At 69.8% G+C, this 25,704-nt stretch carries 23 protein-coding genes and 1 tRNA gene; 21 read left to right on the top strand and 3 right to left on the bottom strand.

Annotated elements, in window-relative coordinates:
* Positions 1-13 precede the first annotated feature (13 nt).
* The 12 genes from EV670_RS06595 (at position 14) to EV670_RS06540 (ending at position 13,984) form a co-directional block, all read left to right on the top strand.
* Complete coding sequence (locus EV670_RS06595) at positions 14-1,303, top strand: glutamate-5-semialdehyde dehydrogenase (RefSeq protein ID WP_130431050.1); 1,290 nt, start codon at positions 14-16, stop codon at positions 1,301-1,303.
* Positions 1,300-2,004, top strand: coding sequence for a 7-cyano-7-deazaguanine synthase QueC (gene queC / locus EV670_RS06590; RefSeq protein ID WP_130431049.1), 705 nt, complete (start codon positions 1,300-1,302; stop codon positions 2,002-2,004). Before EV670_RS06595 ends, queC begins: the two co-directional genes overlap by 4 nt.
* A 12-nt stretch (positions 2,005-2,016) precedes the next feature.
* Positions 2,017-2,670, top strand: coding sequence for a LemA family protein (locus tag EV670_RS06585; protein WP_130431048.1), 654 nt, complete (start codon positions 2,017-2,019; stop codon positions 2,668-2,670).
* Positions 2,667-4,022, top strand: a complete 1,356-nt coding sequence (gene rsmB / locus EV670_RS06580) for a 16S rRNA (cytosine(967)-C(5))-methyltransferase RsmB (RefSeq protein WP_130431047.1) — start codon at positions 2,667-2,669, stop codon at positions 4,020-4,022. The genes EV670_RS06585 and rsmB overlap by 4 nt, the downstream gene beginning before the upstream one ends.
* A gap of 62 nt (positions 4,023-4,084) precedes the next feature.
* Entirely contained in the window at positions 4,085-4,717 is a 633-nt protein-coding gene (locus EV670_RS06575) for a DUF4390 domain-containing protein (protein ID WP_130431046.1), read from the top strand.
* A 37-nt stretch (positions 4,718-4,754) separates the two neighbouring features.
* Complete coding sequence (locus EV670_RS06570) at positions 4,755-7,079, top strand: sensor histidine kinase (protein WP_130431045.1); 2,325 nt, start codon at positions 4,755-4,757, stop codon at positions 7,077-7,079.
* Between the two features lie 55 nt (positions 7,080-7,134).
* A complete protein-coding gene (locus tag EV670_RS06565) occupies positions 7,135-7,836 on the top strand; it encodes a response regulator (protein ID WP_130431044.1) in 702 nt (233 codons plus the stop codon).
* Between the two features lie 48 nt (positions 7,837-7,884).
* A tRNA-Phe gene (locus EV670_RS06560) sits at positions 7,885-7,960 on the top strand.
* A 215-nt stretch (positions 7,961-8,175) separates the two neighbouring features.
* A complete protein-coding gene (gene yajC, locus EV670_RS06555; RefSeq protein WP_130431043.1) occupies positions 8,176-8,505 on the top strand; it encodes a preprotein translocase subunit YajC in 330 nt (109 codons plus the stop codon).
* A gap of 114 nt (positions 8,506-8,619) precedes the next feature.
* Complete coding sequence (secD, locus tag EV670_RS06550; protein ID WP_130431042.1) at positions 8,620-10,521, top strand: protein translocase subunit SecD; 1,902 nt, start codon at positions 8,620-8,622, stop codon at positions 10,519-10,521.
* Between the two features lie 21 nt (positions 10,522-10,542).
* Complete coding sequence (secF, locus tag EV670_RS06545; RefSeq protein ID WP_130431041.1) at positions 10,543-11,604, top strand: protein translocase subunit SecF; 1,062 nt, start codon at positions 10,543-10,545, stop codon at positions 11,602-11,604.
* Positions 11,605-11,650: 46 nt separating this feature from the next.
* Entirely contained in the window at positions 11,651-13,984 is a 2,334-nt protein-coding gene (locus EV670_RS06540; RefSeq protein ID WP_130431040.1) for a DUF1631 family protein, read from the top strand.
* Between the two features lie 91 nt (positions 13,985-14,075).
* Here EV670_RS06540 and EV670_RS06535 read toward each other — a convergent pair whose 3' ends face one another.
* The 3 genes from EV670_RS06535 to EV670_RS06525 form a co-directional block, all read right to left on the bottom strand.
* Positions 14,076-14,528, bottom strand: coding sequence for a Smg family protein (locus EV670_RS06535; protein ID WP_130431039.1), 453 nt, complete (start codon positions 14,526-14,528; stop codon positions 14,076-14,078).
* A 77-nt stretch (positions 14,529-14,605) separates the two neighbouring features.
* Positions 14,606-15,730: a DNA-processing protein DprA gene (gene dprA, locus EV670_RS06530; protein ID WP_130431038.1), complete on the bottom strand. Its 1,125-nt coding sequence runs from the start codon at positions 15,728-15,730 to the stop codon at positions 14,606-14,608.
* A gap of 54 nt (positions 15,731-15,784) precedes the next feature.
* The gene (locus EV670_RS06525; RefSeq protein ID WP_242616866.1) at positions 15,785-16,915 is read right to left on the bottom strand and encodes a LysM peptidoglycan-binding domain-containing protein; all 1,131 of its coding nucleotides are present in this window, start codon (positions 16,913-16,915) and stop codon (positions 15,785-15,787) included.
* 311 nt (positions 16,916-17,226) lie between these two features.
* On the opposite strand from EV670_RS06525, the gene def reads away from it, so the two are divergent.
* The 9 genes from def (at position 17,227) to fba (ending at position 25,672) form a co-directional block, all read left to right on the top strand.
* Positions 17,227-17,733, top strand: a complete 507-nt coding sequence (gene def / locus EV670_RS06520; protein ID WP_130431036.1) for a peptide deformylase — start codon at positions 17,227-17,229, stop codon at positions 17,731-17,733.
* Positions 17,734-17,747: 14 nt separating this feature from the next.
* Positions 17,748-18,710, top strand: coding sequence for a methionyl-tRNA formyltransferase (gene fmt / locus EV670_RS06515; RefSeq protein ID WP_130431035.1), 963 nt, complete (start codon positions 17,748-17,750; stop codon positions 18,708-18,710).
* Between the two features lie 68 nt (positions 18,711-18,778).
* Positions 18,779-19,627 (top strand): zinc metalloprotease HtpX, encoded by an 849-nt coding sequence (htpX, locus tag EV670_RS06510; RefSeq protein ID WP_130431034.1) that lies wholly within the window; start codon positions 18,779-18,781, stop codon positions 19,625-19,627.
* Positions 19,628-19,766: 139 nt separating this feature from the next.
* Positions 19,767-20,543, top strand: a complete 777-nt coding sequence (locus EV670_RS06505) for a head GIN domain-containing protein (protein ID WP_130431033.1) — start codon at positions 19,767-19,769, stop codon at positions 20,541-20,543.
* Positions 20,544-20,621: 78 nt separating this feature from the next.
* Positions 20,622-21,461, top strand: a complete 840-nt coding sequence (locus EV670_RS06500; RefSeq protein WP_130431032.1) for an AzlC family ABC transporter permease — start codon at positions 20,622-20,624, stop codon at positions 21,459-21,461.
* A gap of 8 nt (positions 21,462-21,469) precedes the next feature.
* Positions 21,470-21,805, top strand: a complete 336-nt coding sequence (locus EV670_RS06495) for an AzlD domain-containing protein (RefSeq protein WP_130431031.1) — start codon at positions 21,470-21,472, stop codon at positions 21,803-21,805.
* A gap of 40 nt (positions 21,806-21,845) precedes the next feature.
* A complete protein-coding gene (locus EV670_RS06490) occupies positions 21,846-23,036 on the top strand; it encodes a phosphoglycerate kinase (RefSeq protein ID WP_130431030.1) in 1,191 nt (396 codons plus the stop codon).
* Positions 23,037-23,107: 71 nt separating this feature from the next.
* Entirely contained in the window at positions 23,108-24,538 is a 1,431-nt protein-coding gene (gene pyk, locus EV670_RS06485) for a pyruvate kinase (protein ID WP_130431029.1), read from the top strand.
* 69 nt (positions 24,539-24,607) lie between these two features.
* Positions 24,608-25,672, top strand: coding sequence for a class II fructose-bisphosphate aldolase (fba, locus tag EV670_RS06480; RefSeq protein WP_130431028.1), 1,065 nt, complete (start codon positions 24,608-24,610; stop codon positions 25,670-25,672).
* The last annotated feature ends 32 nt before the right edge of the window (positions 25,673-25,704 follow it).

The raw sequence follows: 25,704 nt of genomic DNA, 5'->3' as shown, positions 1-25,704 counted from the left end.
CGACAATCGGCGCATGAACGCGCCCGATGCCTCCGCCGTGAACGCCTTGATGGACGAACTGGGCAGCGCGGCCCGGGCCGCCGCAGCCCGCATGGCCGCGGCGCCGACCGCAGCTCGCAACGACGCGCTGCTGAAGCTCGCCGCGCTGCTGCGCGAGCAGCGCGCGCCGCTGGCCGCCGCCAACGCGCTGGACATCGAGGCCGCGCTGGCCGGAGGCTTGAGCGGCCCGATGGTCGATCGTCTGCGACTCGACGACAAGGTGCTCGACACCGTGGCCGAGGGCTGCGAGCAGATCGCCGCGATGGACGATCCGGTCGGCGAGATCACCGAACTCAAGCGCCGGCCGAGCGGCATCAGCGTCGGCCGCATGCGCGTGCCGCTGGGCGTGTTCGGCATGATCTACGAGAGCCGGCCGAACGTGACGATCGAGGCCGCCTCGCTCGCGATCAAGAGCGGCAACGCGGCCATCCTGCGCGGCGGCTCGGAGGCGATCCATTCCAACCTCGCGCTCGCAGGCCTGGTGCAGCAGGCGCTGGCCGGCGCCGGGCTGCCGGTCGAGGCGGTGCAGCTGGTGCCGACCACCGACCGCGCCGCCGTCGGCCGCCTGATCGCGATGCCCGCCTACGTCGACGTGATCATCCCGCGTGGCGGCAAGAGCCTGATCGAGCGCATCAGTGCGGAAGCCAAGGTGCCGGTCATCAAGCACCTCGACGGCAACTGCCATGTCTACGTCGACGCCGAGGTCGACCTCGAACTGGCGCTGAAGGTCACGGACAACGCCAAGACGCAGAAATACAGCCCGTGCAACGCGACCGAGTCGCTGCTGGTGCATGTGGACAGCGCCGCCGCCTTCCTGCCGCGCATCGGCGCGATCTTCGCGGCCAAGGGGGTGGAGATGCGCTGCGGCCCGCGCGCCAAGGCGTTGCTCGCTTCGGTGCCGGGCGCGAAGCTGGTCGACGCGACCGAGGCCGACTGGTCCGAGGAGTACCTTGCGCCGATCATCAGCATCAAGCTGGTCGACTCTCTCGATGAGGCGATCGCGCGCATCAACCGCTACGGCTCGCACCACACCGATGCGATCCTCACCACCAACCACGCCCACGCGATGCGTTTCCTGCGCGAGGTCGACTCGGCCAGCGTGATGGTCAACGCCAGCACCCGCTTTGCCGATGGCTTCGAGTACGGCCTCGGCGCCGAGATCGGCATCAGCACCGACAAGTTCCACGCCCGCGGCCCGGTCGGCCTCGAGGGGCTGACCTCGCTGAAGTGGGTGGTGCTGGGGCAGGGCGAGGTCCGCACGTGATTGATCCACGTGGTGCGTTGGTTCTGTTCTCCGGCGGCCAGGACTCCACCGCCTGCCTGGCCTGGGCCCTCGACCGCTTCGAGCGCGTCGAGACCATCGGCTTCGACTACGGCCAGCGCCATCGCGTCGAGCTCGACTGCCGGCCTCGCGTGATCGAGGCGCTGCGCTCGGCCTTTCCACAGTGGTCGGCCCGGCTCGGCGCGGACCACCTGCTCGACCTCGCGCTACTCGGCCAGATCAGCGACACGGCGCTCACCGAAGCGCGTGCGATCGAGATGCAGGCCAATGGGCTGCCCAATACCTTCGTGCCCGGCCGCAACCTGCTGTTCCTGAGCTTCGCGGCGACGCTGGCCTACCGCCGCGGCCTGTCGGTGCTGGTCGGCGGCATGTGCGAGACCGACTATTCCGGCTACCCCGACTGCCGCGACAACACGCTGAAGGCGCTGCAGGTCGCGCTCTCGCTCGGCATGGCCACGCCGATGACGATCGAGACGCCGCTGATGTGGATCGACAAGGCGCAGACCTGGGCGCTGGCGGAGCGGCTCGGCGGCCAGGCGCTGGTCGAGCTGACGGCCGAGCAGACCCACACCTGCTACCTCGGCGATCGCCAGCATCGCCACGAGTGGGGCTATGGCTGCGGCAGCTGCCCGGCCTGCGAGTTGCGCGCGGCGGGTTGGCGTGGCTGGCATGCCGGGCGCTGAGGAGCCGCGTCGGTGAACACCGACTGGCTGTGGTCGCGGGCCACGCTGTTCGCGTTGCTGGCACTGGTCGGCTTCTGGGTCGTCGGCGCCCACAACCGACTGGTGCGACTGCGCAGCGAGGTCAGCGCGACCTGGACGCTGCTCGCCGCACAGCTGCGCCGGCGCCAGTCGCTGGTGCGCGAGCTGGCCGAACTGCTGTGCGCGCCGAGCCTGGACGACGAGCTCGCGGCCGCGGCCGGGGTGCCGATCAGCGGGCGTGTGCCGGCCGACTTGGCCGTGGCCTCCGAGGCGCTGGTGGCGGCCGGCATGCAGGCCGGCGCGGCCACCGACCATGTGCAGCAGGCGCGCGCCACCGATGCCGGCGCGGTGCAGAGCCTGGCGCTGGCCGAGCAGGTGCTGGTGCGCAGCCTGGGTGCGCTCAGGCGCGTCCAGCAGGCCCATCCCGGCTGGCCGACGACCAGCGCTGCGGCCGAGCAGGTCGAGGCGCTCAACCAGGCGCTGCAGCAGGTCGATGCCCAGATCCTCTTTGCCGGCCGCCAGCATGCCGACGCGGTGACGGCGCTCAATGCGGCGGTGCGCGAGTGGCCGACGCGCGTCGTGGCCACCCTGTTCGGCGTGCGGCCGACGGCGGCGCTGCAGCCCACCGCAGGCGAAGCGATCGCATGAGCCGCCCGGGGCCGTCCTCGCTGCCGCTGGCCACGCTGCTGATCCATGCGGCCGATGCGGTGGCCGCGGTGCTGCGCGGGCGTTCGCTGAACGAAGCGCTGGCGGCCGTGCCGGCCCCGGCCCGGCCGGGCACGCAGGCCCTGGCCTTCGAGGCACTGCGCCGGCTCGGGCTGGCGCAAGCCCTTCGGCGCAGCCTGGTGCCACGTGCGCCGCCGCCGTGGGTGGACGCGCTGCTGCTGGTGACGCTGACCCTGGCGACGCCCGACGCGCAAGCCGACGCGCAGGCGCCGCACTACGAGGCCCACACGCTGGTGAGCCAGGCGGTCGAGGCGGCCAAGCGGCGCGCGCCGGCCCAGGCCAGGCTGGTCAATGCAGTGCTGCGACGCGCCCAGCGCGAGGACCTGGCCGCGGCCGCGATCGCGGCCGACCCGGTGGCGCGCTGGAACCATCCGCAGTGGTGGATCGATCGCCTGCAACGCGACTGGCCGCAGCAATGGCAGGCGCTGCTGCTGGCCAACAACCGGCGCGCGCCGATGACGCTGCGCGTCAATGCCCGCCAGGACAGCGCGGACCATTACCTGAAGCGCCTGGCCGAGGCCGGGATCGGGGCCAGCATGCCGCAGGACGCGCTGGCCCGCCATGCGGTGCAGCTCGACGCGCCGGTGCCGGTGCCGGCGCTGCCCGGCTTCGGCGACGGGGCGGTGTCGGTCCAGGATCTGGCGGCGCAGTGGGCGGCGCCGCTGCTGCTCGGGCCGGCCTTCGACGGCGACACGCCACTGGCGCCCGGCTCGCGCGTGCTCGACGCCTGCGCCGCGCCGGGCGGCAAGACCGCCCATCTGCTGGAACTCGCCGATCTCGAACTGCTGGCGCTCGACAGTGACCCCCAGCGCCTGCGCCGGGTTGACGAGACGCTGAGCCGCCTGCGGCTCACGGCGCACACCCGGGCCGCCGACGCCCGCGACGTGGCCGGCTGGTGGGACGGCCGGCCCTTCGACGCGATCCTGCTCGACGCCCCCTGCAGTGCCGCCGGCATCGTGCGTCGCCACCCCGACGTGCGCTGGCTGCGCCGCGACAGCGACATCGCGACGCTGGCCGCGACCCAGGCCGGGCTGCTCGACGCGCTGTGGACCTTGCTTCGGCCGGGTGGCCGGCTGGTCTACGCCACCTGCTCGGTCTTTCGCGCCGAGGGCGAGCACCAGATCGACGCGTTTTTGCAACGCGCACCAGACGCTTGGTTACGGCCTTCGCCCGGCCACCGGCTCCCCCTCGCTGACAATCCCGAGCAGGCTTCCCTGGCGGCGGCCGGACATGATGGTTTCTTCTACGCGCGCGTCGACAAGCGCGCGGGCTGAGGCGCCGCGGTCCGGCGCCGGATCCCGGTGTTGCAGCCGCAGACGTACAGATTCACAACAGCATGGGCGCAGGCGCGCGGGTCGTCGGGAGTCAGGCAGGGAGCCGCCAGGCGCAGCAGGCGCGCGGTGGAGTGCTGTCGCGCCTGCTCGGCTCGCTGGCGGTGGCGCTGCTGCTGCTTCTGGCGAGCGCCCATGTGGCGCGCGCCGAGACGCCGGAACTGCTCAGTTTCGAGCTCAAGCGTGCCGAAGAGGGGCTGTTGCTGAGCTATGCGATGCGTTTCGAGCTGTCGCGGTCGGTGGAAGACGCGCTCGCCCGAGGCGTTCCGATCTATTTCGTGGCCGAGGCCGAAGTGTTTCGCAAGCGCTGGTACTGGCGCGACCAGCGCATCGGCAGCGCCAGTCGGACCTGGCGCCTGGCCTGGCAGCCGCTGACCCGGCGCTACCGACTCAGCCTTGGCTCGCTGAGCCAATCCCACGATCGGCTGGACGACGCATTGGCAGTGATCCAGCGCACCTCGGGCTGGAAGATCGCCGAGCCCGGTGCCCTCGACGACGGCGGCCGCCAGTACGTGGAATACCGCTTCCGGCTCGACACCGACCAGTTGCCGCGCCCGCTGCAGATCGGCCTCGGCAACCAGGCCGAGTGGGGCTTGTCGCTGGAGCACACGGTCGCCGTGCCGGCGGCGGAAAACTGAGCGTGCGCTCACATGCGCCACTGATGGCAAAACGGGCATGAATCGTCGCGACATGCGCTGGGCCTGGGTGGTCGCGCTGATTGCGATCAGCGGCGCCGGGCTGGTGCTGAGCTTCCTGCTCGCGCTGTCGACCAACAACCGCGAGTTCTACGAGCGCCATTACGGATGGCTGCTCTGGGCCAACGTGGCGATCGCCAGCGTGCTGCTGGCGGTGGTGATCGGTGCCGCGGCGCGGTTGGCCTCGCGCGCTGCCAGCGGTCGCTTCGGCAGTCGGCTGCTGCTGCGGCTGGCGCTGATCTTCGGTCTGGTCGGCGTGCTGCCCGGGCTCCTGATCTACACCGTGAGCGCGGTGTTCGTGGCGCGCAGCATCGAGAGCTGGTTCGATGTGCAGGTCGAGGGCGCCCTCGAGGCCGGTCTCAACCTCGGCCGCGGCACGCTCGACGCCCAGGTCAACGACCTGGCGCTGCGCACACGGCTGGCCGCCGAGCGGCTGGCCGAGTCACCCGAGCGGATTCAGCCGCTGGCGCTGGAACGCTTGCGCGAACAACTCTCGGCGCAGGAGGTGCGCCTGCTCGGCGCCGGTGGGCAGGTGCTCGCCAGTGCCGGCGGCAGCACCAGCGTGCTCGGCCCCGAGCGGCCGAGCCCGGCGCAGTTGCGCCAGGCGCGCCAGGCGCGGGTGCAGGCCCAGCTCGAGGGGCTCGACGACGACAGCGTCGCACGCAGCGCGCCGCCCGGCGCGGCGGGCGCCGCAGCCGCGGCAGCCGCAGCCGCCGCGGGTGGATCGGGCATTGCCGAGCCGCGGGTGCGCGCACTCGCGCTGGTGCCGGCCAGCGGCTTCTCGCTGACCGCCGAGGAGCGTTTCCTGCAAGTCACGCAGTTGCTGCCGAGTTCGCTGGCCGCCAACGCGCTGGCGGTTCAGTCGGCCTACCGCGAGTACCAGCAGCGCTCGCTGGCGCGCGAGGGCCTGCGCAAGATGTACCTCGGCACGCTGACGCTGACGCTGGTGCTCGCGGTGTTCGGCGCGGTCGCGCTCGCCGCGACCTTCGGTAATCGGCTGGCCAAGCCGCTGCTGCTGCTGGCCGAGGGCGTGCGCCAGGTGGCGCGCGGCGACCTCGGGCCGAAGCAGGTCTCGGACTCCGGCGACGAACTCGGCGGCCTGACCCACGACTTCGCCGACATGACGCGCCAGTTGGCCGACGCCCGCGCGCTGGTCGACGAGAGCGTCGGCGCGCTCGACGCCGCACGCGCCAAGCTGCAGACCATCCTCGACAACATGAGCGCCGGCGTGATCGTGTTCGACCACGCCGGCAGCATCGACACCGTCAACCCGGGCGCGACGCGCATCCTGCGGCTGCCGATGTCGGCCTATCGCGGCCAGCCGCTGGAAGACGTGCTCGGGCTCGAGGCGCTGGCCAAGGCCACGCGCGAGCGCTTTGCCCAACTCGAGGAAACGCCCGATGCCGGCGAGCGCGGCGACGACCAGTGGCAGGACGCGCTCGAACTGCGCAGCAGCGCCGACGCCGAGCCGCTGACGCTGCTGGTGCGCGGTGCGCTGCTGCCCGACGGCGCGCGACTGATCGTCTTCGACGACATCTCCGAGCTGGTTTCCGCGCAGCGCGCCGAGGCCTGGGCCGAAGTGGCGCGGCGCCTGGCGCACGAGATCAAGAACCCGCTGACGCCGATCCAGCTCTCGGCCGAGCGCATCCAGCACAAGCTCGAGGCCAAGCTCGAAGGACCCGACCAGCAGATGCTGGTGCGCTCGGTCGGCACCATCGTGACGCAGGTGCAGGCGATGAAGCAACTGGTCAACGAGTTTCGCGACTACGCGCGCCTGCCGGCCGCGCAGCTGGCGCCGCTCGACCTCAATGCGCTGGTGCAGGACGTGTTGCAGCTCTACGCCGCCCAGCAGGAGGCCGGCCATCTGCGTGCCGAACTGGCCGCCGGCCTGCCGCGCATCGAGGGCGACGCGACCCAGCTGCGCCAGGTGGTCCACAACCTGGTGCAGAACGCGCTCGACGCGGTCGCCGACAAGGCCGACGGCCTGGTGCGCGTGCGCACCGAGGGCGCGCGCCACGACGACGGCCGCTGGCGCAGCGTGCGCCTGATCGTCAGCGACAACGGTCCGGGCTTCTCCGACAAGGTGCTAAAGCGCGCTTTCGAGCCATATGTCACGACCAAGTCCAAGGGTACGGGCCTGGGTCTTGCTGTGGTCAAGAAGATCGCCGACGAGCACGCGGCCCGAGTGCGGGTGCTCAACATCGGGGCCGCCGGCGCGGCCCCAGCCGGGGTTGCCACGGGCGGGGAAGACCCCGCTGCGGGAGGGGCCCAGGTTTCGTTATCATTTTCCAAGTGGGTTGCCTGATGCGGGCAACGACCACCGGCGCGCCACAGGGGCGCGGCCGACATGCTGAGATTCCATGGCCACCATCCTTGTTGTAGACGACGAACTGGGCATCCGCGGACTGCTGTCCGAGATCCTCAGCGACGAAGGCCATACGATCGAACTGGCCGAGAACGCCGCCCAGGCGCGTGCCTTCCGCGAGCGCGAGCGACCCGACTTGGTGCTGCTCGACATCTGGATGCCCGATGTCGACGGCGTCTCGCTGCTCAAGGAGTGGAGCGCTGGCGGCCAGCTGACCATGCCGGTCATCATGATGAGCGGCCACGGCACGATCGACACCGCGGTCGAGGCGGTCAAGGTCGGCGCGATGGCCTTCCTCGAGAAGCCGATCACGCTGGCCAAGCTGCTGCGCGCGGTCGAGCAGGGCCTGGCCAAACCGGCCCGTCCCGCCGCCACGGTCACGCCGCTGCGGCCGCTCGAGTTGCGCGACCACGGCGTCTATGTCGGCGAGAGCATGGCCAAGGTCGGTGCCGTGCCGGTCAACGGCGTGGCGGTGGCGCTCGGCCCGCAGGCCGAGCAGAGCTTCGAGCTCGATCGCCCGCTGCGCGAGGCACGCGATGCCTTCGAGAAGGCCTACTTCGAATTTCACCTCGCGCGCGAGAACGGCAGCATGACCCGCGTCGCCGAGAAGACCGGACTCGAGCGCACCCACCTCTATCGCAAGCTCAAGCAACTCGGCGTCGACCTCAGCCGCGGCCGCAAGACGGCAGTGGTCTGAGCGGCTGCTAGGACGCGGCCTCAAGCTCTGCTAGAATCTCGGGCTCTTGGCTCGGTAGCTCAGTTGGTAGAGCAGCGGATTGAAAATCCGCGTGTCGGTGGTTCGATTCCGCCCCGAGCCACCAAATGCAAAAGGCACCCTCCGGGGTGCCTTTTTCATTGGACTGGCCGCTCCTGTGCGCGACGTGAACGAAATCGCAGCCTCGCGCATCTGAGCAGCTGCAAGGCCGAGTCCGACCGGGTTTACACGCGCGCCAGATAGAGCGTGCGCCCCTTTGAACCCCGGCCGGCGCCCTAAAATAGTGGATTCCATCCACACCACGCTCCCGAAGGATCGAACGTGTTCATAACGACCGCTTACGCCCAGACCGCACCGGCCCCCGCCGGTGATACCGCATCGAGCCTGATGTCGATGTTGCCGCTGGTGCTGATGTTCGTGGTGCTGTACTTCATCATGATTCGCCCGCAAATGAAGCGCCAGAAGGAGCACAAGGCGATGATCGACGCCTTGGCCAAGGGCGACGAGGTCGCCACCGCCGGCGGCATCCTCGGCAAGGTCAGCAAGCTCGGCGATACCTACGTGCACGTCGAACTCGCCACCGGCGTCGAGGTGCAGCTGCAGCGCAGCGCCGTGGTCCAGGTGCTGCCCAAGGGCACCCTCGGCAAGTAATCCTCTCGTCAAGGGATCGCATCGATCCCGGAGCCGGGCCGGCGCCGCGAGGTGCCCGGCCGGCACGCACGCCGCATCGCGGCCGGCTCCCTGCTCTCTGAAAGGACGGCGGCAATGAACCGCTACCCGTGGTGGAAGTACGCGATCATCGGCATCGCACTGTTGGTGGGGCTGATCTACACGCTGCCCAACCTCTTCGGCGAGGCGCCGGCGGTGCAGGTGTCGAGCGGCAAGGTCACGATCAAGGCCGATGCCGCGCTGGTCAAGCGCGTCGAGCAGGCCCTGGCCGCGGCCGGGCTCCAGCCCGATCTGGTGCAGTTCGACGGCAACTCGGTGCGCGCCCGTTTCGGCGACACCGACACCCAGCTCAAGGCCAAGGATGCGATCGCCAAGGCGCTCAATCCTGATCCGGCCGACCCGTCCTACATCGTTGCGCTCAATCTGCTGAGCCGCTCGCCGGCCTGGCTCACGGGCCTGCATGCGCTGCCGATGTACCTCGGCCTCGACCTGCGTGGCGGCGTGCACTTCCTGATGCAGGTCGACATGAAGGCCGCCCTGACCAAGCGCGCCGAGGCGTTGACCGGCGAGGTGCGCACGCTGCTGCGCGACAAGAACATCCGTCATGCCGGCATCACCCGCGTGCCCGGCGATGCAGTCGAGCTGCGCTTTCGCGACGCCGCCACGCTGGACGCGGCGCGCACTGCGCTGGCCGATGCCCAGCCCGACCTGCTGTGGGTCGAGGGCAGCGACGGGGCCGACCTGACGCTGACCGGCCGCCTCAAGCCCGAGGCCGCCAAGCGCGTGCAGGAGCAGGCGCTCAAGCAGAACATCACGACGCTGCACAACCGCATCAACGAACTCGGCGTGGCCGAGCCGGTGATCCAGCAGCAGGGCCTCGACCGCGTGGTCGTGCAGTTGCCGGGCGTGCAGGACACGGCCAAGGCCAAGGACATCATCGGCCGCACCGCCACGCTGGAAGTGCGCATGGTCGATGACAGCGCCGAGGCCCAGGCCGCGGTGGCCGGCAGCGGCCCGGTGCCTTTCGGCACCGAGCGCTTCTACGAGCGCGGTGGCGTGCCGATCATCGTCAAGAAGCAGGTCATCCTGACCGGCGAGAACCTCACCGACGCCCAGCCCGGCTTCGACGGCCAGACGCAGGAGGCCGCGGTTCACCTGAGCCTCGACGCCAAGGGTTCGCGCATCTTCCGCGACGTCACGCGTGAGAGCGTCGGCAAGCGGATGGCGATCCTGCTGTTCGAGAAGGGCAAGGGCGAGGTCGTCACCGCGCCGGTGATCCGCGGCGAGATTGGCGGCGGCCGGGTCCAGATCTCGGGTCGCATGACCACGCAGGAGGCCAGCGACACCGCGCTGCTGCTGCGCGCCGGCTCGCTGGCGGCGCCGATGGAGATCATCGAGGAGCGCACGATCGGCCCGAGCCTGGGTGCCGAGAACATCGCCAAGGGCTTCAACAGCGTGATCTACGGCTTTGCCGCGATCGCCGTGTTCATGTGCAGCTACTACCTGCTGATGGGCGTGTTCTCGACGCTGGCGCTGGCGGTCAACCTGCTGCTGCTGGTGGCGGTGCTGTCGATGCTGCAGGCCACGCTGACGCTGCCCGGCATCGCCGCGATCGCGCTGGTGCTCGGCATGGCGATCGACGCCAACGTGCTGATCAACGAACGCGTGCGCGAGGAGTTGCGCGCCGGCAAGCCGCCGCAGCAGGCGATCCACGCCGGCTACGAGGCGGCCTGGTCGACCATCTTCGACTCCAACGTGACGACGCTGATTGCGGGCCTGGCGCTGCTGGCCTTCGGCTCGGGCCCGGTGCGCGGCTTCGCCGTCGTGCACTGCCTGGGCATCCTGACTTCGATGTTCTCGGCGGTGTTCTTCTCGCGCGGCCTGGTCAACCTCTGGTACGGCCGCCAGAAGAAGCTCAAGAGCATCTCGATCGGGCAGGTCTGGCGCCCCGACGGCGCTCAGACGACGGCTGGCGACGTGCCGGCGACCAAGGCTTGATGCAGAAGACGAGGTAGCACCATGGAATTCTTCCGCATCAAGCGCGACATCCCGTTCATGAAGAACGCGTTGATCCTCAACGCGATCTCCTTCATCACCTTTGCCGCGGCCGTGTTCTTCCTGGTCACGCGCGGGCTGCATCTGTCGATCGAGTTCACCGGCGGCACCGTCGTCGAGGTCCAGTACGCGCAGGCCGCCGACATCGGCAAGACCCGCAGCGCGGTCGAGGCGCTCGGCTTCGGCGAGGTTCAGGTCCAGAAGTTCGGCAGCTCACGCGACGTGCTGATCCGGCTGCCGCTGCGCGGCGAGGCCAAGCAGGGCGACGTCGTCGGCCAGGTCTTCGGCGCGCTGTGCAAGGCCGAAGGCGGCGTCGTGCAGCAGCGCGATGTCGTCAGCGACAAGGGCGAGTCGATCAGCAAGCAGGTCTGCGAGGCCGCCCCGGCAGCCGGTGCTGCCGCCAACGGCAGCGAGCCGGTGGCGCTCATGCGCAGCGAGTTCGTCGGGCCGACGGTCGGCGAGGAACTCGCACGCGACGGCGCCTACGCGCTGCTGGCCACGGTGATCGGCATCATGGCCTACCTCGCGTTCCGTTTCGAGTGGAAGTTCGCGGTTGCCGGCATCGTCGCCAACCTGCACGACGTGATCATCATCCTGGGCTTCTTCGCCTTCTTCCAGTGGGAGTTCTCGCTGTCGGTGCTGGCGGCGGTGCTGGCGGTGCTGGGCTACTCGGTCAACGAGTCGGTCGTGATATTCGACCGGATCCGCGAGACTTTCCGCAAGCAGCGCAAGATGACGACGCCGCAGGTGATCGACCACGCGATCACCAGCACGATCAGCCGCACCATCATCACCCACGGCTCGACCCAGGCGATGGTGCTGTCGATGCTGATCTTCGGCGGCCCGACGCTGCACTATTTCGCGATCGCGCTGACCATCGGCATCCTGTTCGGCATCTATTCATCGGTCTTCGTCGCCGCCGCCATCGCGATGTGGCTGGGCGTCAAGCGCGAGGACCTGGTCAAGGGCTCGGTCGTCAAGGCCGAGGGCGATCCCGACGATCCGAACGCGGGGGCCGTGGTGTAGAGTTGATCAGATCGATCGACCCCACGCAGGAAGACCCCCGACCCTCATGGCCACCGCCCCCGCGTCTCACGTCCTGGCCACGCAGGCGCGTCGGCTGTTCGTCGAGACGCTGGTCTGGGGCGTGCCGGCTGCGGTGCAGGGAGTGCTCGCCGGCGCGCGTCGGCTGGCCGAGGAGAAGGTTGCTCCCGAGCTCGCGCACAAGCGCCAGCATGTGCTGCTCGACATCGCGTCGCCGCTGCCCCAGTTCCAGCAGCATCTGGTCGATGCCTTCGGTGCCGCGCGGCCGCAGCCGGCGCCCTCCGGCACCGTCACGCTGCCCAACAGCGCGCGCAGCCTGTTCAGCGGTGGCGCGGATCTGCAGTTGGTGGATGACGACACGATCGATGTCGAGATCCTGACCTCGCGGCTGGCCTTGTCGATGACCGACAAGGCCTCGTCGGAGTTCACCGACCTGCGCTCGCGCATGAGCGTGCTCGAGCGGCAGGAGGAAATGGCGGCCGATGACCTGCTGCGCCCGCATGTGCTGGCGCGCATGGTGCTCGAGGGCTGGCGTGCCGCTGGCCTGACGCTCGAGCAGTGGCGTGTGCTGCAGGAAGTGATCCACGATCGCTTCGGCGACCTGGTGGTCGAGGCCTATCACGAGACCAACCGCTGGCTGCTGTCCGAGGGCGTGCGCCCCGACGTGGACCTGCGACCCTACATCCGCCGTTCGCAGGGCGCGGGCACCGGCGCCAGCGTGCCGGTCACCAGCGGTTTTGGCGACCTGCCTGCCGGTGCCGCGACCACGGTCCTGCGCCGTGGTGGCGCCAATGTGGGGATCGGCGGTGCTGGCGGTGGCGTGCACGAGGAAACCCGGCTGATGACGCGCATGAACGCGCTCGGCAGCACCGGCGTGAGTTCCTCGGGTCACGCGGCCGCGGTGATGGGGCGACTCAACAAGCTGGTCGGACGCTACGTGCCGGACTTCGTCGTCACCGCGCAGCAGACGGTGCAGGCCTCGCCGGCGTTGCAAAGCGCGATGGCCGATGCCCAGCAGGCGCTGGCGCGCCAGATGGCGACCACCGCCACCGGCGAGCGGGCGTTGTCGACGCCGGCCATGCTCGAGGACCTGCAACGGCGCCAGCAGGCGCTCAAGCAGGCTGCGAGTTCGCCGGTCGAGCGGGCCACGATCGAGATCGTGGCGCTGCTGTTCCAGAGCATCCTCACCGAGGAGCGCATTCCGGCGGCGGTGCGGGTGTGGTTTGCGCGCTTGCAGATGCCGGTGCTGCGGGTGGCGGTCGGCGAGCCCGACTTCTTTGCCACCACCGACCACCCGGCGCGCAAGCTGATCGACCGCATGGGCGCCTGCGTGATGGGTTTCGACGCGACCACGCGCGAGATCGGCGATGCGCTGAACAAGGAGATCAAGCGCATCGTGCAGGTCATCGAGGCCTATCCCGATACCGGCCGGCGTGTGTTCCAGACCGTGCTGACCGAGTTCGAGCGCTTCCTCGAGCACTACTTCAAGAACGAGAACGAGGCCACACGCAAGGGCGTGTCGCTGGCGCAGCAGGTCGAGCAGCGCGAGACGCTGGCGATCCAGTACACCATCGAGTTGCGCAAGATGCTCAACGAGGTGCCGGTCCAGGAAGGGGTGCGCGAGTTCCTGTTCCATGTCTGGGCCGACGTGCTGGCGATGACCGCGCTCAAGACCGGCACTTCCGGCGATCGCATCAAGGCCATGAAGCGTGCCGCCGCCGACCTGATCTGGTCGGCCAGCGCCAAGGTCTCGCGCGAGGAGCGGGCCGAGGTCATCAGCCGCCTGCCCGGGCTGCTCAAGACGCTGCGCGAGGGCATGGGCGAGGCCGGTGTCTCGACGGAGAAGCAGGACGAGCAGATCCAGGCCCTCAACGACTCGCTGGCCGCGGCCTTCACCGCGCGCGCGGCGGCGATTCCGGTCGAGCGCCTCAACGAGTTGATGGCGCGCCTGGAGACGCTCGAGGAACTGCTGCCCGATGCCGAGGACGTGCAGATCAACGAGTCGCTGGTGATGGACCTCTCGGGCCACGAGAGCGACGACCTCGACGTGGTCATCGACGGGGGCTCGATGCCGACTCCGGCGATGCGCGAGTGGGCGCGCGAGTTGCAGGTCGGTGGCTGGTACATGCTCGAGCACCGCGGCCGGGTCGAGGCGGTGCAACTCGCCTGGCAGGGCATGAAGAAGCAGCTCAGCCTGTTCGTCTCGGTGCAGGGCCGCGGCACGCTGTTCCAGCAGCAGCGCCTGGCCTCCTACCTGCAGGCCGGCCTGCTGGTGCCAGCGCAGGACGAGTCGCTGACCGTCAAGGCCACACGCAGCGCCCTGGCAAAGCTCGACAGCGACCCGACGCGGCTGATGCGCTAGAGCTGCGCTGCCGCACGCAGGCGCTGCTGTGCAAATGAAAAGGCCGCCCTTGGGCGGCCTTTGTCGTTGTGGCGGTGCGGCCTTCGGCCGGCTAGTGGATCAGCCGGTCCTCGGCATCGACGAACAGCTCGTCGAGGATCAGCGCATCGGGCTCCTCGCCCAGGCTCCAGAACACCATCAGCACGATGATCTTGAGGTCTTCGAGCGCGAGCGGGCTGCCGGGGATCGCCATCGCGCGATCGATCGCGATCTCGCGCATGTCGGGACGCAGCACGCCGGCGGACTCGAGGAAGCTGATGAAGCCGATCGAGCCTTCGCCCAGATGTTCGGTCTCGGCCGCGACGTAGACGCGCATGCCGACGGCGCTCTGGGTGCCGGCGTAGGACTCGGCGGCGCTGCTCAGGCCGTCGAGCCAGGTCAGCGCGTCCTGGATCTCGTCGCTCTCGAAGCCGACCGCCGACAGCTTTCGGCTCAGCTGGCGCGCGTCGGGGCAGGCGTCCGGGCGCCAGTAGTTTTCGTAAACGTAGACGAGCACTTCGAACATGGATTCAAGATACCACAGCGGTCCCGGCCGCAGTGGGGTGCGGCACCGGTACGACAGAGGGGGCTTTTGATCATTGCTCAGGCCCGCACCAGGCGTTGAAATCGTTGACCCGGCAGCCTCGCCACGACCCCGGCCAGCTCCAGTTCGAGCAGGCGCGCGCTGAGTTCGGCCGGGGCGATGCCGGTGCGCCCGGCCAGCGCGTCCAGCGTCAGCGGATCGTGGCCGAGCGCCGCCAGCAACGGGTCATCCGGGGCGGCGAGGGACGGCGTCTGCCCGGCAGGGGCCACCGTCCCGGGTTGCCAACGCAACTCGTCGAGCACGTCCTGCGCCGTCTCGACCAGCTTGGCACCCTGGCGGATCAGTGCATGGCAGCCGCGTGACAGCGGGCTGTGGATCGAGCCAGGGATCGCGAACACCTCGCGGCCGATCTCGGCCGCCAGCCGCGCGGTGATCAGCGAACCCGATTGCAGCGCCGCCTCGACCACCAGCGTGCCCAGGCTCAGGCCGGCGATCAGCCGGTTGCGGCGCGGGAAGTGGTGCGCCAGCGGCATCGCGCCGAGCGCGCATTCGCTCAGCAGCAGGCCCTCGCTGGCAATGCGCCGAGCCAGCGCGTGGTGGCGCTTGGGGTAGATGCGGTCGACGCCGGTGCCCATCACGGCGATCGTGCCGCCGCCGCCTGTGGCCGCGCCGGCGTCGAGCGCGCCCTCATGCGCCGCGCCGTCGATGCCCAGCGCCAGCCCCGAGATCACGCACAGTCCGGCACTCGAGAGGGCGGTGCCGAACTCGCGCGCATCCAGCGTGCCTTGCGGCGTCGGATTTCGGCTGCCGACGATCGCGACCGCCGGCGCGGCGAGCAGTTCGACGCGACCGACCGCGTAGAGCATCAGCGGCGGGTCGGCCGTTTCGAGCAGCAGCTTCGGGTACCCGGCATCGCCCAGGGCCAGCAGATGCCGGGGCGCTGTCGGCGCGTCCGCGTGGAGCCAGTCCCAAGTGCGCTCGACGAGCTCGCCGAGCTGGTCGGGTGGCTTCGCCAGCGCGCGCGCGGCGGATTCGCCGACGGTTCGTGCCCACAGCGCCGGCGGCGCATCGAAGACCGCCTCGGGGCTGCCGAAGGCGGCGAGCAACTGGCGTGCCGTCGCCAGCCCGATGTCGGGTGTCTCGATCAGCCGCAGCCAGGCGGCCAGTTCGTTCCGGTCGAGCATGGCTCCAGCCTGCAACCGGCGCGAGTCAGGCCCGGCGGCGCTCGCCGCAACTCGTCAGGGCTGGGTGAAGCGGTCGCCGGCGGTGACCTGGCGCTCGACGCGCAGGATCAAGGCGTAGGACATGCTGTCGAAGGTGCGGAACACGAACAGCAGGCCGTGGCGCTCGTCGGGCAGGCGCATCGCCTGCGGCCGCCCGCCCTGCGTGACGTCGCGAGCGGCGGCGCCGGCGCGCCACAGCGCCAGCACATGGCCGCGTTCGACACCGTCGCGGGTGCCGCGGTTGATGGCGACGATCTGGTTCTGGCCGGCGTTGAGTGCGTCGCCGTAGACCGAGATGACGCGGCCATCGATCGGCTGGGCCGGCGCATGCGGCACCAGCGCGGCCTCGTCCATCGACTGGGTCGGCGCCAGGCGGTCGAAGAGATTGGCCTCTTCATGCGCGTTGGTAATGGTGAACGACGCGGGCACGATCTCTCCGCGGTCGTTGGTGCCGCCCGGGCGCACGTACTGGGCGGTGCCGACCGAGCGCGCCTCGTAGCCGAGCACCTGCTTCGTGTCGGGGTCGATCAGCGCCTTCGGCCGGCGGAACACGCGCCAGTCGCGCACGCCGCCGAGTTCGCCGCGCACGTAGGCGGTGTCACCCTTGCCGAGCAGCACGCGGCCTTCCTGGGTGGCGACGATGCGCGGCGCGCTCTCGAGCGTGTTGCTGTCGAGGATGACGGCGTCGTTGAAGAAGCCCTCGAGATACTTGATCGCCACCGCGGCCAGCGCGGCGCCGCCCGGGCCCTTGTCGCGCACCTGCGGCGACAGGCGATCGGTGCCGCCCGGCTGGCCGCCGGCGACCTTCAGCGTGGCGCGACCACCCGACTTCTCGAGCACCAGTAGCTGGCCAGGGAAGATCAGGTGCGGGTTGCGGATCTGTTCGAGGTTCATGCCCCACAGCTCGGGCCACTTCCACGGGCTCCTGAGGTAGAGGCTGGAGATGGCCCACAGCGTGTCACCGCTCTTGACGGTGTAGCTGTCGGGCGCGTCTGCGGCCAGCTCCGACAGCGGCACGCCGGCCTGAGCGACCTGCTGTGCGGTGCTGCGCTGCTGTGCGGTGATCGGGAAACCCGGCTCGGCTGCCGCCGCCCCGACGCTGGTGGTGAGGGCTGCCAGGCCCAGCGTCAGCGCGGTGGCGGTCATGGCCCCGCGGGGCCTGTGGCTCGGGGCCGACTTGCGATGCGTCATGAACGGGATCTCCGGCGTCGCCGGATCCATCCCGCCGGCGACCTGTGGTTTTGGGCGCGGAACCGACCGTTGACACACGGCCTGCGGGGCTGTGCGAGATCGGCGAAAATCCTCACCTCGTTTCGAAGATTCTGCCCCTAAACCATTGATGCCGCAATGAAACAGCCTGCAACGGCGCCCCTCGCGCGGGCACCGTTCACGGCCTGCGCGTTGCGTTCGATCCACACCGCCGGCATTCGCTTGCCACCGCCTGTTTGAGCTCTGCCATGGCCCTGTTACCGATCCTGTGCTACCCCGATCCGCGCCTGCACACCGTCGCCAAGCCGGTGTCCGAAGTCGACGCGCGCGTGCGTCAGCTGGTCGACGACATGTTCGAGACCATGTACGAGGCGCAGGGCGTCGGCCTGGCTGCGACCCAGGTGGATGTGCATGAACGCGTGCTGGTCATCGATGTGTCCGACGAGCGCAACGACCCGCGTGTGCTGATCAACCCCGAACTGGTCTGGACCAGCGAGGAGATGATCCTGGGTGACGAGGGCTGCCTCTCGGTGCCGCAGGTCTACGACAAGGTGCCGCGCCATGCCCGGGTACGGGTGCGTGCGCTCGGCCGTGACGGCCAGCCGCAGGAGTTCGACGCCGACGGCCTGCTCGCGGTCTGCGTGCAGCACGAGATGGATCACCTGCTCGGCAAGGTCTTCGTCGAGTACCTCTCGCCGCTCAAGCGCAACCGCATCAAGAGCAAGATGCTGAAGAAGGCGCGCGACGGGGCGTGAGCGGTGCGAAGCCGATGAAGGTCGCTTTTGCCGGCACGCCGGATTTCGCTCGCATCGCGCTGGCGCGGCTGCACGCGGCCGGCTTCGAGATCCCGCTGGTGCTGACCCAGCCCGATCGTCCGGCCGGGCGCGGCATGAAGCTGCAGCCCTCGGCGGTCAAGGTCTTCGCGCTCGAGCATGGCCTGCCGCTGGCGCAGCCGCGCGGCCTGAGGCTGGACGGCAAGTTCGCCGATGACGCCGCCGCCGCGCGCGCCGCGCTTGAAGCGGCCGCGCCCGACGTGCTGGTGGTCGCCGCCTACGGCCTGATCCTGCCGGCCTGGGTGCTGGATCTGCCGCGCCTGGGCTGCCTCAACATCCACGCCTCGCTGCTGCCGCGCTGGCGCGGTGCGGCGCCGATCCACCGTGCGATCGAGGCTGGCGACACCGAGACCGGCATCACGATCATGCAGATGGATGCCGGTCTCGATACCGGCGCCATGCTGCTGGTCGAGCGCGAGCCGATCGCACCGACCGACACCACCGCGACGCTGCACGATCGCCTGGCAGACCTTGGCGGCCGCCTGATCGTCGAGGCGCTGGAGCTGGCTGCTGCCGGCGGTCTGCGACCGCTGCCGCAGCCGAGCGAGGGCCTGAGCTACGCGCACAAGATCGAGAAGGCCGAGGCGGCAATCGACTGGCGCCTGCCGGCCGTGCAGATCGAACGCCGGGTGCGCGCCTTCGATCCCTTCCCGGGTGCGAGCTTCACGCTCGGCGGCGAGAGCCTGAAGTTGTGGCGCGCCGAGCCGGTGGCCGGCAACGGCAAGCCCGGCCAGGTGCTGCGCGCGGCCGGTGACGAGCTGGTGGTCGCCACGGCCGATGGCGCGCTTGGCCTGCGCGTCCTGCAGCGTCCGGGCGGTCGCCGCGTCGCGGCGGCCGACTTCCTGCGCGCGCATCCGCTCGAGGCCGGACTTATGCTTGCGTCGGCCGGCGGCGATTGAACTCGCGGCCGGCGGCCGCATCTACGCTGCTGCGCCGGATCGGCGCCTTACCTCGACAGGAACCCAGCATGTTCAACATCATGAAGACCGCCATCCTGATGGCGGCGATCACCGCGCTGTTCATGGCGCTCGGCTCGATGCTCGGCGGTCGCCAGGGCATGATGCTGGCGCTGATGGTCGCGGTCGGCATGAACTTCTTCAGCTACTGGTTCAGCGACAAGCTGGTGCTGAAGATGTACAACGCGCAGCAGGTCGACGAGACCACCGCGCCGCAGTTCTACCGGATGGTGGCCGAGCTGGCGCAGAAGGCCGAGTTGCCGATGCCCAAGGTCTACCTGATCAACGAGGACGCGCCGAACGCCTTCGCCACCGGCCGCAATCCGCAGAACGCGGCGGTCGCCGCCACCACCGGCATCCTGCGTGTGCTCTCGGAGCGCGAACTGCGCGGGGTGATGGCGCACGAGTTGGCGCACGTGAAGCACCGCGACATCCTGATCAGCACGATCAGCGCGACGATGGCCGGCGCGATCTCGATGCTTGCCAACTTCGCGATGCTGTTCGGCCGCGGCAGCGATGGCCGCAGCAACCCGATTGCCGGCATCGCGGTGGCGATCCTGGCGCCGATCGCCGCCAGCCTGATCCAGATGGCGATCAGCCGCGCGCGCGAGTTCGAGGCCGATCGCGGCGGCGCCGAGATCTCGGGCGACCCGCAGGCGCTGGCCAGCGCGCTGCAGAAGATCCAGCGCGCCGCGCAGGGCACGCCGCTCGAGACCGCCGAGCGTCACCCCGAGACGGCCCAGATGATGATCATGAATCCGCTCTCCGGCGGCGGGCTGCGCGGCCTGTTCAGCACCCACCCGGCGACCGAGGAGCGGGTCGAGAAGCTGATGGCGATGGCGCAGGGCGTGCAAGGCTAGTGCGGGGCCGAGCGGCGCGCCGTCCGTCGCGCGCGCCGGCAGTTCGGCCGGGCCGGGCGACGCTTCGTCTCATCGCCCGCGACGGCGGCGGGCTGCAAGCTCATCCTGCGGGCATCGAACATCCTGCAAGGAGCGCCTCATGACCCCGTCCTCGACCACCCGTCGTCCATCGGCCGCCCGGGCCTCGCGCCGTCAACTGCTGCTGCTCGGCAGTCTCGGCCTCGCCCTGATGGGCTCCGGCGTGGCGCAAGCCGCCACCTGGGGCAACAGCACCGCCGGTTCGGGCAACCGCACTGAACAGATCCGCGCGCTCAGCGGTTTCGACACGATCCGCCTGCGCGGGCCCTTCAAGCTGCGCGTGCGCCCGACCGGCCGCGAGTCGGTGCTGGTGCGCACCGACGACAACCTTCAGGCGCTGGTCGAGACCACCGTCGGTCCCGACCGGGCACTCGAGATCGCCTGGAAGCGCGGCGAGCAAGTGCGCGCCAGCGCAACGCCGGAGATCGTGGTCGAGGTGGCGACACTGCGCGGCCTGGCGATCTTCGGCTCCGGCGACGTCCACCTCGAGGCATTGAAGACCCCCGCGCTGGCCGCCAGCGTGTCGGGTTCGGGCGACCTGGTGATCGAGGGCCTGAACGCCGAATCGCTGGCCCTGTCCATCGCCGGCAGCGGCGACATCCGCGCCAGCGGCCGCGCCGCGACGCTGTCGATTGCGGTGTCGGGCAGCGGCGACGTCGACACCACGGCACTCGACGCTGACCAAGTGAGCGTTCGCATCGCCGGTAGCGGAGATGCCAAGGTGCAGGCGAGCAAGACCCTCGATGTCTCGATCGCGGGCAGCGGCGACGTGCGCTGGCGCGGTGACGCCGGCCTCAAGGCCTCGGTGGCCGGCAGCGGTAGCGTCAGCAAGCTGTAGAGCCATCGCCGCGGCGGCCTCGCCGCCGAATAAACCCCGCGGGCCGGGTCGGTCCGGGGGCGGTGGGACAATGCGGGTATGTCCCTAGCTGCCCCCGACTGGCGCACCACGGTCCGCCACCCCGCCTTCCGTGTCGGCGCGCGCGAAATGCTGGGTCCCTCGATCGGCGTTGCCGCCTGGGGGCTGGTCACCGGCGTGGCGATGGTCAAGGGCGGCCTGTCGGTGCCGCTGGCGCTGCTGATCAACTTCACGGTCTTTGCCGGTAGCGCCCAACTGGCGACGGTGCCGCTGATCGTCAGCGGCGCGCCGGTCTGGGTGATCTGGGCCACGGCCTTCTGCGTCAACCTGCGCTTCGTGATCTTCAGCGCGCAGTGGCGGCCGTACTTCCTGCCCTACCCGCGACCGCTGCGCCTGCTGCTCGGCTACTTCGCCGGCGACATCAACTACGTGTTGTTCATGAAGCGCTTCGCGCCGGCCGGCACCGCCGGCGGCGCCGAACTGGAGCAGAGCGAGTCGCCCGCGGCGCATCAGGAGCAGCTCTCGTACTTCTGGGGCTCGGTGCTGACCAACTACAGCGCCTGGCAGATTCCCTCGGTGATCGGCATCCTGCTGGCCGAAGCGATCCCCACGCAATGGGGCCTCGGTTTTGCCGGCACGCTGGCGCTGCTGGGCCTGGCCTACTCGCTGCTGTCCGACCGCGCGACGATGGTCTCGGCGATCGTGGCTGGCGGCGCCGCGGTGGCGGCCTTCGCGCTACCCTTCAAGCTCAACATCGTGGTCGCGATCGCGGCGGCGGTCTGCGTCGGCCTGTTCATCGACGGCAGCGGCGACGCCGGCCGGCGCCTGCGGGTCATGCTCACGCCCGATCGTCGCAAGCCGCGCGACGGCTCGGTTCGCGCGATGGGGAAACTCGCATGATCGCCGCGATGTCGACCACTGAAGTGCTTCTGGCCGTGGTCGGGCTGACCGTCATCACGGTGTTCACGCGCTGCTTCTTCTTCATCTCTGAGCGCGAGATCGCGATGCCGGGCTGGCTCAAGCGCGGCCTGCGCTACGCTCCGCTGGCCGCGCTGGCGGCGGTGGTGGTGCCCGAGATCGTGATGGTGCAGGGCGAGCTGATCACAGCGCCCTGGCGCGACGCCCGCGTCTACAGTGCGGTCGTGGCCACGCTCTACTTCTTCTGCTGGCGGCGCGACATCCTCGGCACCATCGTCACCGGCATGCTGGTGCTGCTGCCGCTGCGCATCGGCCTCGGCTGGTGAGCGGCGCCCCGACCACGAACAACATCCAGGAGACCGATCGATGAAGGTGCTGCGTTTCGAGGATCTGGTGCGCGAGGGCCGCATTGCCGGCAAGCGCGTCTTCATCCGCGCCGACCTCAACGTGCCGCAGGACGACGCCGGCCACATCACCGAGGACACCCGCATTCGCGCCTCGGTGCCCTGCATCCGGCTGGCGCTGGACGCCGGTGCGGCGGTGATGGTCACCTCGCACCTGGGCCGACCGACCGAGGGCGAGTTCAAGCCGGCCGATTCGCTGGCGCCGGTGGCAAAGCGGCTGGCCGAACTGCTTGGCCGTCCGGTGGAATTGCGTTCGAACTGGGTCGGCGGCGTGCAGGTCGCGCCGGGCCAGGTCGTGCTGCTCGAGAACTGCCGGCTCAACAAGGGCGAGAAGAAGAACGACGAGGCGCTGGCGCGCAAGCTCGCCGCGCTCTGCGACGTCTTCGTGCACGACGCCTTCGGCACCGCTCATCGTGCCGAGGCCAGCACCTACGGCATCGCCGCTTTCGCGCCGGTGGCCTGCGCCGGCCCGTTGCTGGCGGCCGAGATCGATGCGATCAACACCGCGCTCGCCAAGCCGAAGCGGCCGCTGGTCGCGATCGTCGCCGGCTCCAAGGTCAGCACCAAGCTCAGCATCCTCGAGGCGCTGGCGAAGAACGTCGACCAGCTGATCGTCGGCGGCGGCATCGCCAACACCTTCATGCTTGCGGCCGGCCTGCCGATCGGCAAGTCGCTGGCCGAGCCCGACCTGGTGCCGGCGGCCAAGGCGGTGATCGCGGCGATGCAGGCGCGCGGCGCCGCGGTGCCGATTCCGGTCGACGTCGTCACCGGCAAGCGCTTTGCCGCCGATGCCGAGGCCACCGTCAAGCCGGCCGCCGAGGTGGCCGCCGACGACCTGATCCTCGACATCGGCCCGCAGACCGCGGCGCAGCTGGCGGCCCAGCTCAAGGCCGCCGGCACGATCGTCTGGAACGGCCCGATGGGCGTGTTCGAGTTCGAGGCTTTCAGCCACGGTACCGAGGTGGTGGCGCGCGCGATCGCGGCCTCGAGCGCCTTCAGCATCGCCGGCGGTGGCGACACGCTGGCGGCGATCGCCAAGTACGGCATCGAGAAGGACGTGGGCTACATCTCCACTGGTGGCGGCGCCTTCCTCGAGGTGCTCGAGGGCAAGACGCTGCCGGCCTTCGAGATCCTCGGCCGACGGGCGGCATAAACGATACTCCGCCACCCCGGCCGCAGGGTGGCCGGGCATGCCGATAATCCGTGAACAACACCGGAGACCGCATGCCCCGTTCGACCAAGATCGTTGCCACCCTCGGCCCCGCCTCCTCGTCGCCCGAGGTGCTGGAGCGGATGATCCGCGCCGGCGTCGACGTGGTGCGGCTCAACTTCTCGCACGGCACGGCCGACGATCACCGCGCCCGTGCGGCACTGGTGCGCGAGGTGGCCAAGGCCACAGGCCGCGAGGTCGCGATCATGGCCGACCTGCAGGGCCCGAAGATCCGGGTCGGCAAGTTCGACGGCGGCAAGACGATGCTGGAGCCGGGCCAGAAGTTCATCCTCGATGGCGCCACCACCGCGCTTGGCTGCAACGAGCGGGTCGGCCTCGACTACAAGGCGCTGCCGCGCGACGTGAAGCCGGGCGACACGCTGCTGCTCAACGACGGCCTGCTGCGGCTGACGGTCGATGCGGTGCGCGGCGAGGAGGTCCACACCACGGTGGTCGTCGGCGGCGAGCTGTCCAACAACAAGGGCATCAACAAGGCCGGCGGCGGCCTCACGGCGCCGGCCCTGACCGCCAAGGACATGGAGGACATCCGCACCGCGATGAGCTTCCAGAGTGATTACCTGGCGGTCAGCTTCCCGAAGAACGCGACCGACATGGAGATGGCGCGCCAGCTCGCCAACGTCGCCGGAGAAGCCTTCAACCACCGGCCGGCGCTGATCGCCAAGATCGAGCGCAGCGAGGCGATCCCGGTGCTGGCGCAGATCCTGGCCGCCAGTGACGGCATCATGGTCGCGCGCGGCGATCTCGCGGTCGAGGTCGGCAATGCCGCGGTGCCGGCGCTGCAGAAACGCATGATCCGCATGGCGCGCGACATGGACAAGGTGGTGATCACCGCGACCCAGATGATGGAGTCGATGATCGTCAACCCGGTGCCGACCCGGGCCGAGGTCAGCGACGTCGCCAACGCGGTGCTCGACGGCACCGACGCGGTGATGCTGAGCGCCGAGACCGCGGCCGGCAAGTACCCCGTCGAGACCATCGAGCAGATGAGTGCGATCGCGCTCGAGGCCGAGCGCGCCGAGGACGTGATGCTCGACGCCGACTTCATGAACCGCCAGTTCGAGCGCATCGACCAGAGCATCGCGATGGGCGCGCTGTTCACCGCACATCACCTCGGTTGCCGCGCGATCATCGCGCTCACCGAGAGCGGCTCGACCGCGCTCTGGATGAGCCGCAACAAGATCCACGTGCCGATCTACGCGCTGACCGCGCAGCTCAGCAGCCAGCGCCGCATGGCGCTCTATCGCAACGTGCGGCCGATCCTGATGCACCAGCACACCGACCGCGACGAGGCGCTGCGCGAGGCCGAGTCGCTGCTGGTGCAGCACGGCGTGCTCAAGCGCGGCGACACCTACGCCATCACCTGCGGCGAGCCGATGGGCCACCCGGGTGGCACCAACATGCTCAAGGTGTGCCGGGTGGGGTAAGCCCCCATCTCGAAAGAGCGCCGACCTAGAATCGAAGCAGTTGCTGATTCAACCCTCCGGAGTTCCGCCATGCCTCTCGTTTCCATGCGCCAGCTGCTCGACCATGCCGCCGAGAACGGCTACGGCATCCCGGCCTTCAACGTCAACAACCTCGAGCAGGTGCAGGCGGTGATGACGGCCGCCGACGAGACCGGCGCACCGGTGATCCTGCAGGCCAGCGCCGGCGCCCGCAAGTACGCCGGCGAGGCCTTCATCAAGCACCTGATCCTGGCCGCGATCGAGACCTGGCCGAAGGTTCCGCTGGTGATGCATCAGGACCACGGCCAGAGTCCCGACGTCTGCAAGGGCGCGATCGGCCTCGGTTTCAGCTCGGTGATGATGGACGGCTCGCTGATGGCCGACGGCAAGAGCATCGCCAGCTACGACTACAACGTCGACGTCACCCGCACCGTGGTCGATATGGCGCACAAGCTCGGCGTCACCGTCGAGGGCGAGCTCGGCTGCCTCGGCTCGCTCGAGACGATGAAGGGCGACAAGGAAGACGGCCATGGCACCGAGGCCACGATGACGATGGAGCAACTGCTTACCGACCCCGAGCAGGCGGCAGACTTCGTCAAGCAGACCCAGCTCGATGCGCTGGCGATCGCGATCGGCACCAGCCATGGCGCCTACAAGTTCACCCGCAAGCCCACCGGCGACATCCTGGCGATCGGCCGCATCAAGGAGATCCACCGCCGGATCCCGAACACCCACCTGGTGATGCACGGCTCCTCGAGCGTGCCGCAGGACCTGCTGGCCGAGATCCGCAAGTACGGCGGCGACATGAAGGAGACCTACGGCGTGCCGATCTCCGAGATCCAGGAAGCCATCAAGCATGGCGTGCGCAAGATCAATATCGACACCGACATCCGCCTGGCGATGACGGCCGCGGTGCGCAAGTTCCTGCACGAGAACCCGAGCAAGTTCGACCCGCGCGAATACCTCAAGCCGGCCACGGCCGCAGCCAAGGCGATCGTCAAGCAGCGCTACATCGAGTTCGGTTGCGAGGGCCAAGGCGCCAAGATCAAGGCCGATCCGCTGACGGTGGTGGCCCAGAAGTACGCCCGCGGCGAACTCGCCCAGCAAGTGGCCTGAACCGGGTCCAACCCTCCCCCGCGGATACGGGC

This window comes from Rivibacter subsaxonicus (assembly GCF_004217215.1).
GTDB classification, from domain to species: Bacteria; Pseudomonadota; Gammaproteobacteria; order Burkholderiales; family Burkholderiaceae_C; genus Rivibacter; species Rivibacter subsaxonicus.
The sequence above is the reverse complement of the archived record's forward strand: the minus strand, read 5'-3'. Positions and strand labels throughout refer to the sequence as shown.

What these genes read in the sequence shown, in the direction of transcription:
- secF (WP_130431041.1), top strand. Translation starts at nt 10,543, where the DNA reads ATGGAATTCTTCCGCATCAAGCGCGACATCCCGTTCATGAAGAACGCG.
- EV670_RS06500 (WP_130431032.1), top strand. Translation starts at nt 20,622, where the DNA reads ATGTCCCTAGCTGCCCCCGACTGGCGCACCACGGTCCGCCACCCCGCC.
- secD (WP_130431042.1), top strand. Translation starts at nt 8,620, where the DNA reads ATGAACCGCTACCCGTGGTGGAAGTACGCGATCATCGGCATCGCACTG.
- EV670_RS06540 (WP_130431040.1), top strand. Translation starts at nt 11,651, where the DNA reads ATGGCCACCGCCCCCGCGTCTCACGTCCTGGCCACGCAGGCGCGTCGG.
- pyk (WP_130431029.1), top strand. Translation starts at nt 23,108, where the DNA reads ATGCCCCGTTCGACCAAGATCGTTGCCACCCTCGGCCCCGCCTCCTCG.
- EV670_RS06505 (WP_130431033.1), top strand. Translation starts at nt 19,767, where the DNA reads ATGACCCCGTCCTCGACCACCCGTCGTCCATCGGCCGCCCGGGCCTCG.
- EV670_RS06595 (WP_130431050.1), top strand. Translation starts at nt 14, where the DNA reads ATGAACGCGCCCGATGCCTCCGCCGTGAACGCCTTGATGGACGAACTG.
- fmt (WP_130431035.1), top strand. Translation starts at nt 17,748, where the DNA reads ATGAAGGTCGCTTTTGCCGGCACGCCGGATTTCGCTCGCATCGCGCTG.
- dprA (WP_130431038.1), bottom strand. Translation starts at nt 15,730, where the DNA reads ATGCTCGACCGGAACGAACTGGCCGCCTGGCTGCGGCTGATCGAGACA.
- htpX (WP_130431034.1), top strand. Translation starts at nt 18,779, where the DNA reads ATGTTCAACATCATGAAGACCGCCATCCTGATGGCGGCGATCACCGCG.
- fba (WP_130431028.1), top strand. Translation starts at nt 24,608, where the DNA reads ATGCCTCTCGTTTCCATGCGCCAGCTGCTCGACCATGCCGCCGAGAAC.
- EV670_RS06575 (WP_130431046.1), top strand. Translation starts at nt 4,085, where the DNA reads ATGGGCGCAGGCGCGCGGGTCGTCGGGAGTCAGGCAGGGAGCCGCCAG.
- EV670_RS06495 (WP_130431031.1), top strand. Translation starts at nt 21,470, where the DNA reads ATGTCGACCACTGAAGTGCTTCTGGCCGTGGTCGGGCTGACCGTCATC.
- def (WP_130431036.1), top strand. Translation starts at nt 17,227, where the DNA reads ATGGCCCTGTTACCGATCCTGTGCTACCCCGATCCGCGCCTGCACACC.
- EV670_RS06490 (WP_130431030.1), top strand. Translation starts at nt 21,846, where the DNA reads ATGAAGGTGCTGCGTTTCGAGGATCTGGTGCGCGAGGGCCGCATTGCC.
- EV670_RS06525 (WP_242616866.1), bottom strand. Translation starts at nt 16,915, where the DNA reads ATGACCGCCACCGCGCTGACGCTGGGCCTGGCAGCCCTCACCACCAGC.
- EV670_RS06570 (WP_130431045.1), top strand. Translation starts at nt 4,755, where the DNA reads ATGAATCGTCGCGACATGCGCTGGGCCTGGGTGGTCGCGCTGATTGCG.
- EV670_RS06535 (WP_130431039.1), bottom strand. Translation starts at nt 14,528, where the DNA reads ATGTTCGAAGTGCTCGTCTACGTTTACGAAAACTACTGGCGCCCGGAC.
- EV670_RS06565 (WP_130431044.1), top strand. Translation starts at nt 7,135, where the DNA reads ATGGCCACCATCCTTGTTGTAGACGACGAACTGGGCATCCGCGGACTG.
- rsmB (WP_130431047.1), top strand. Translation starts at nt 2,667, where the DNA reads ATGAGCCGCCCGGGGCCGTCCTCGCTGCCGCTGGCCACGCTGCTGATC.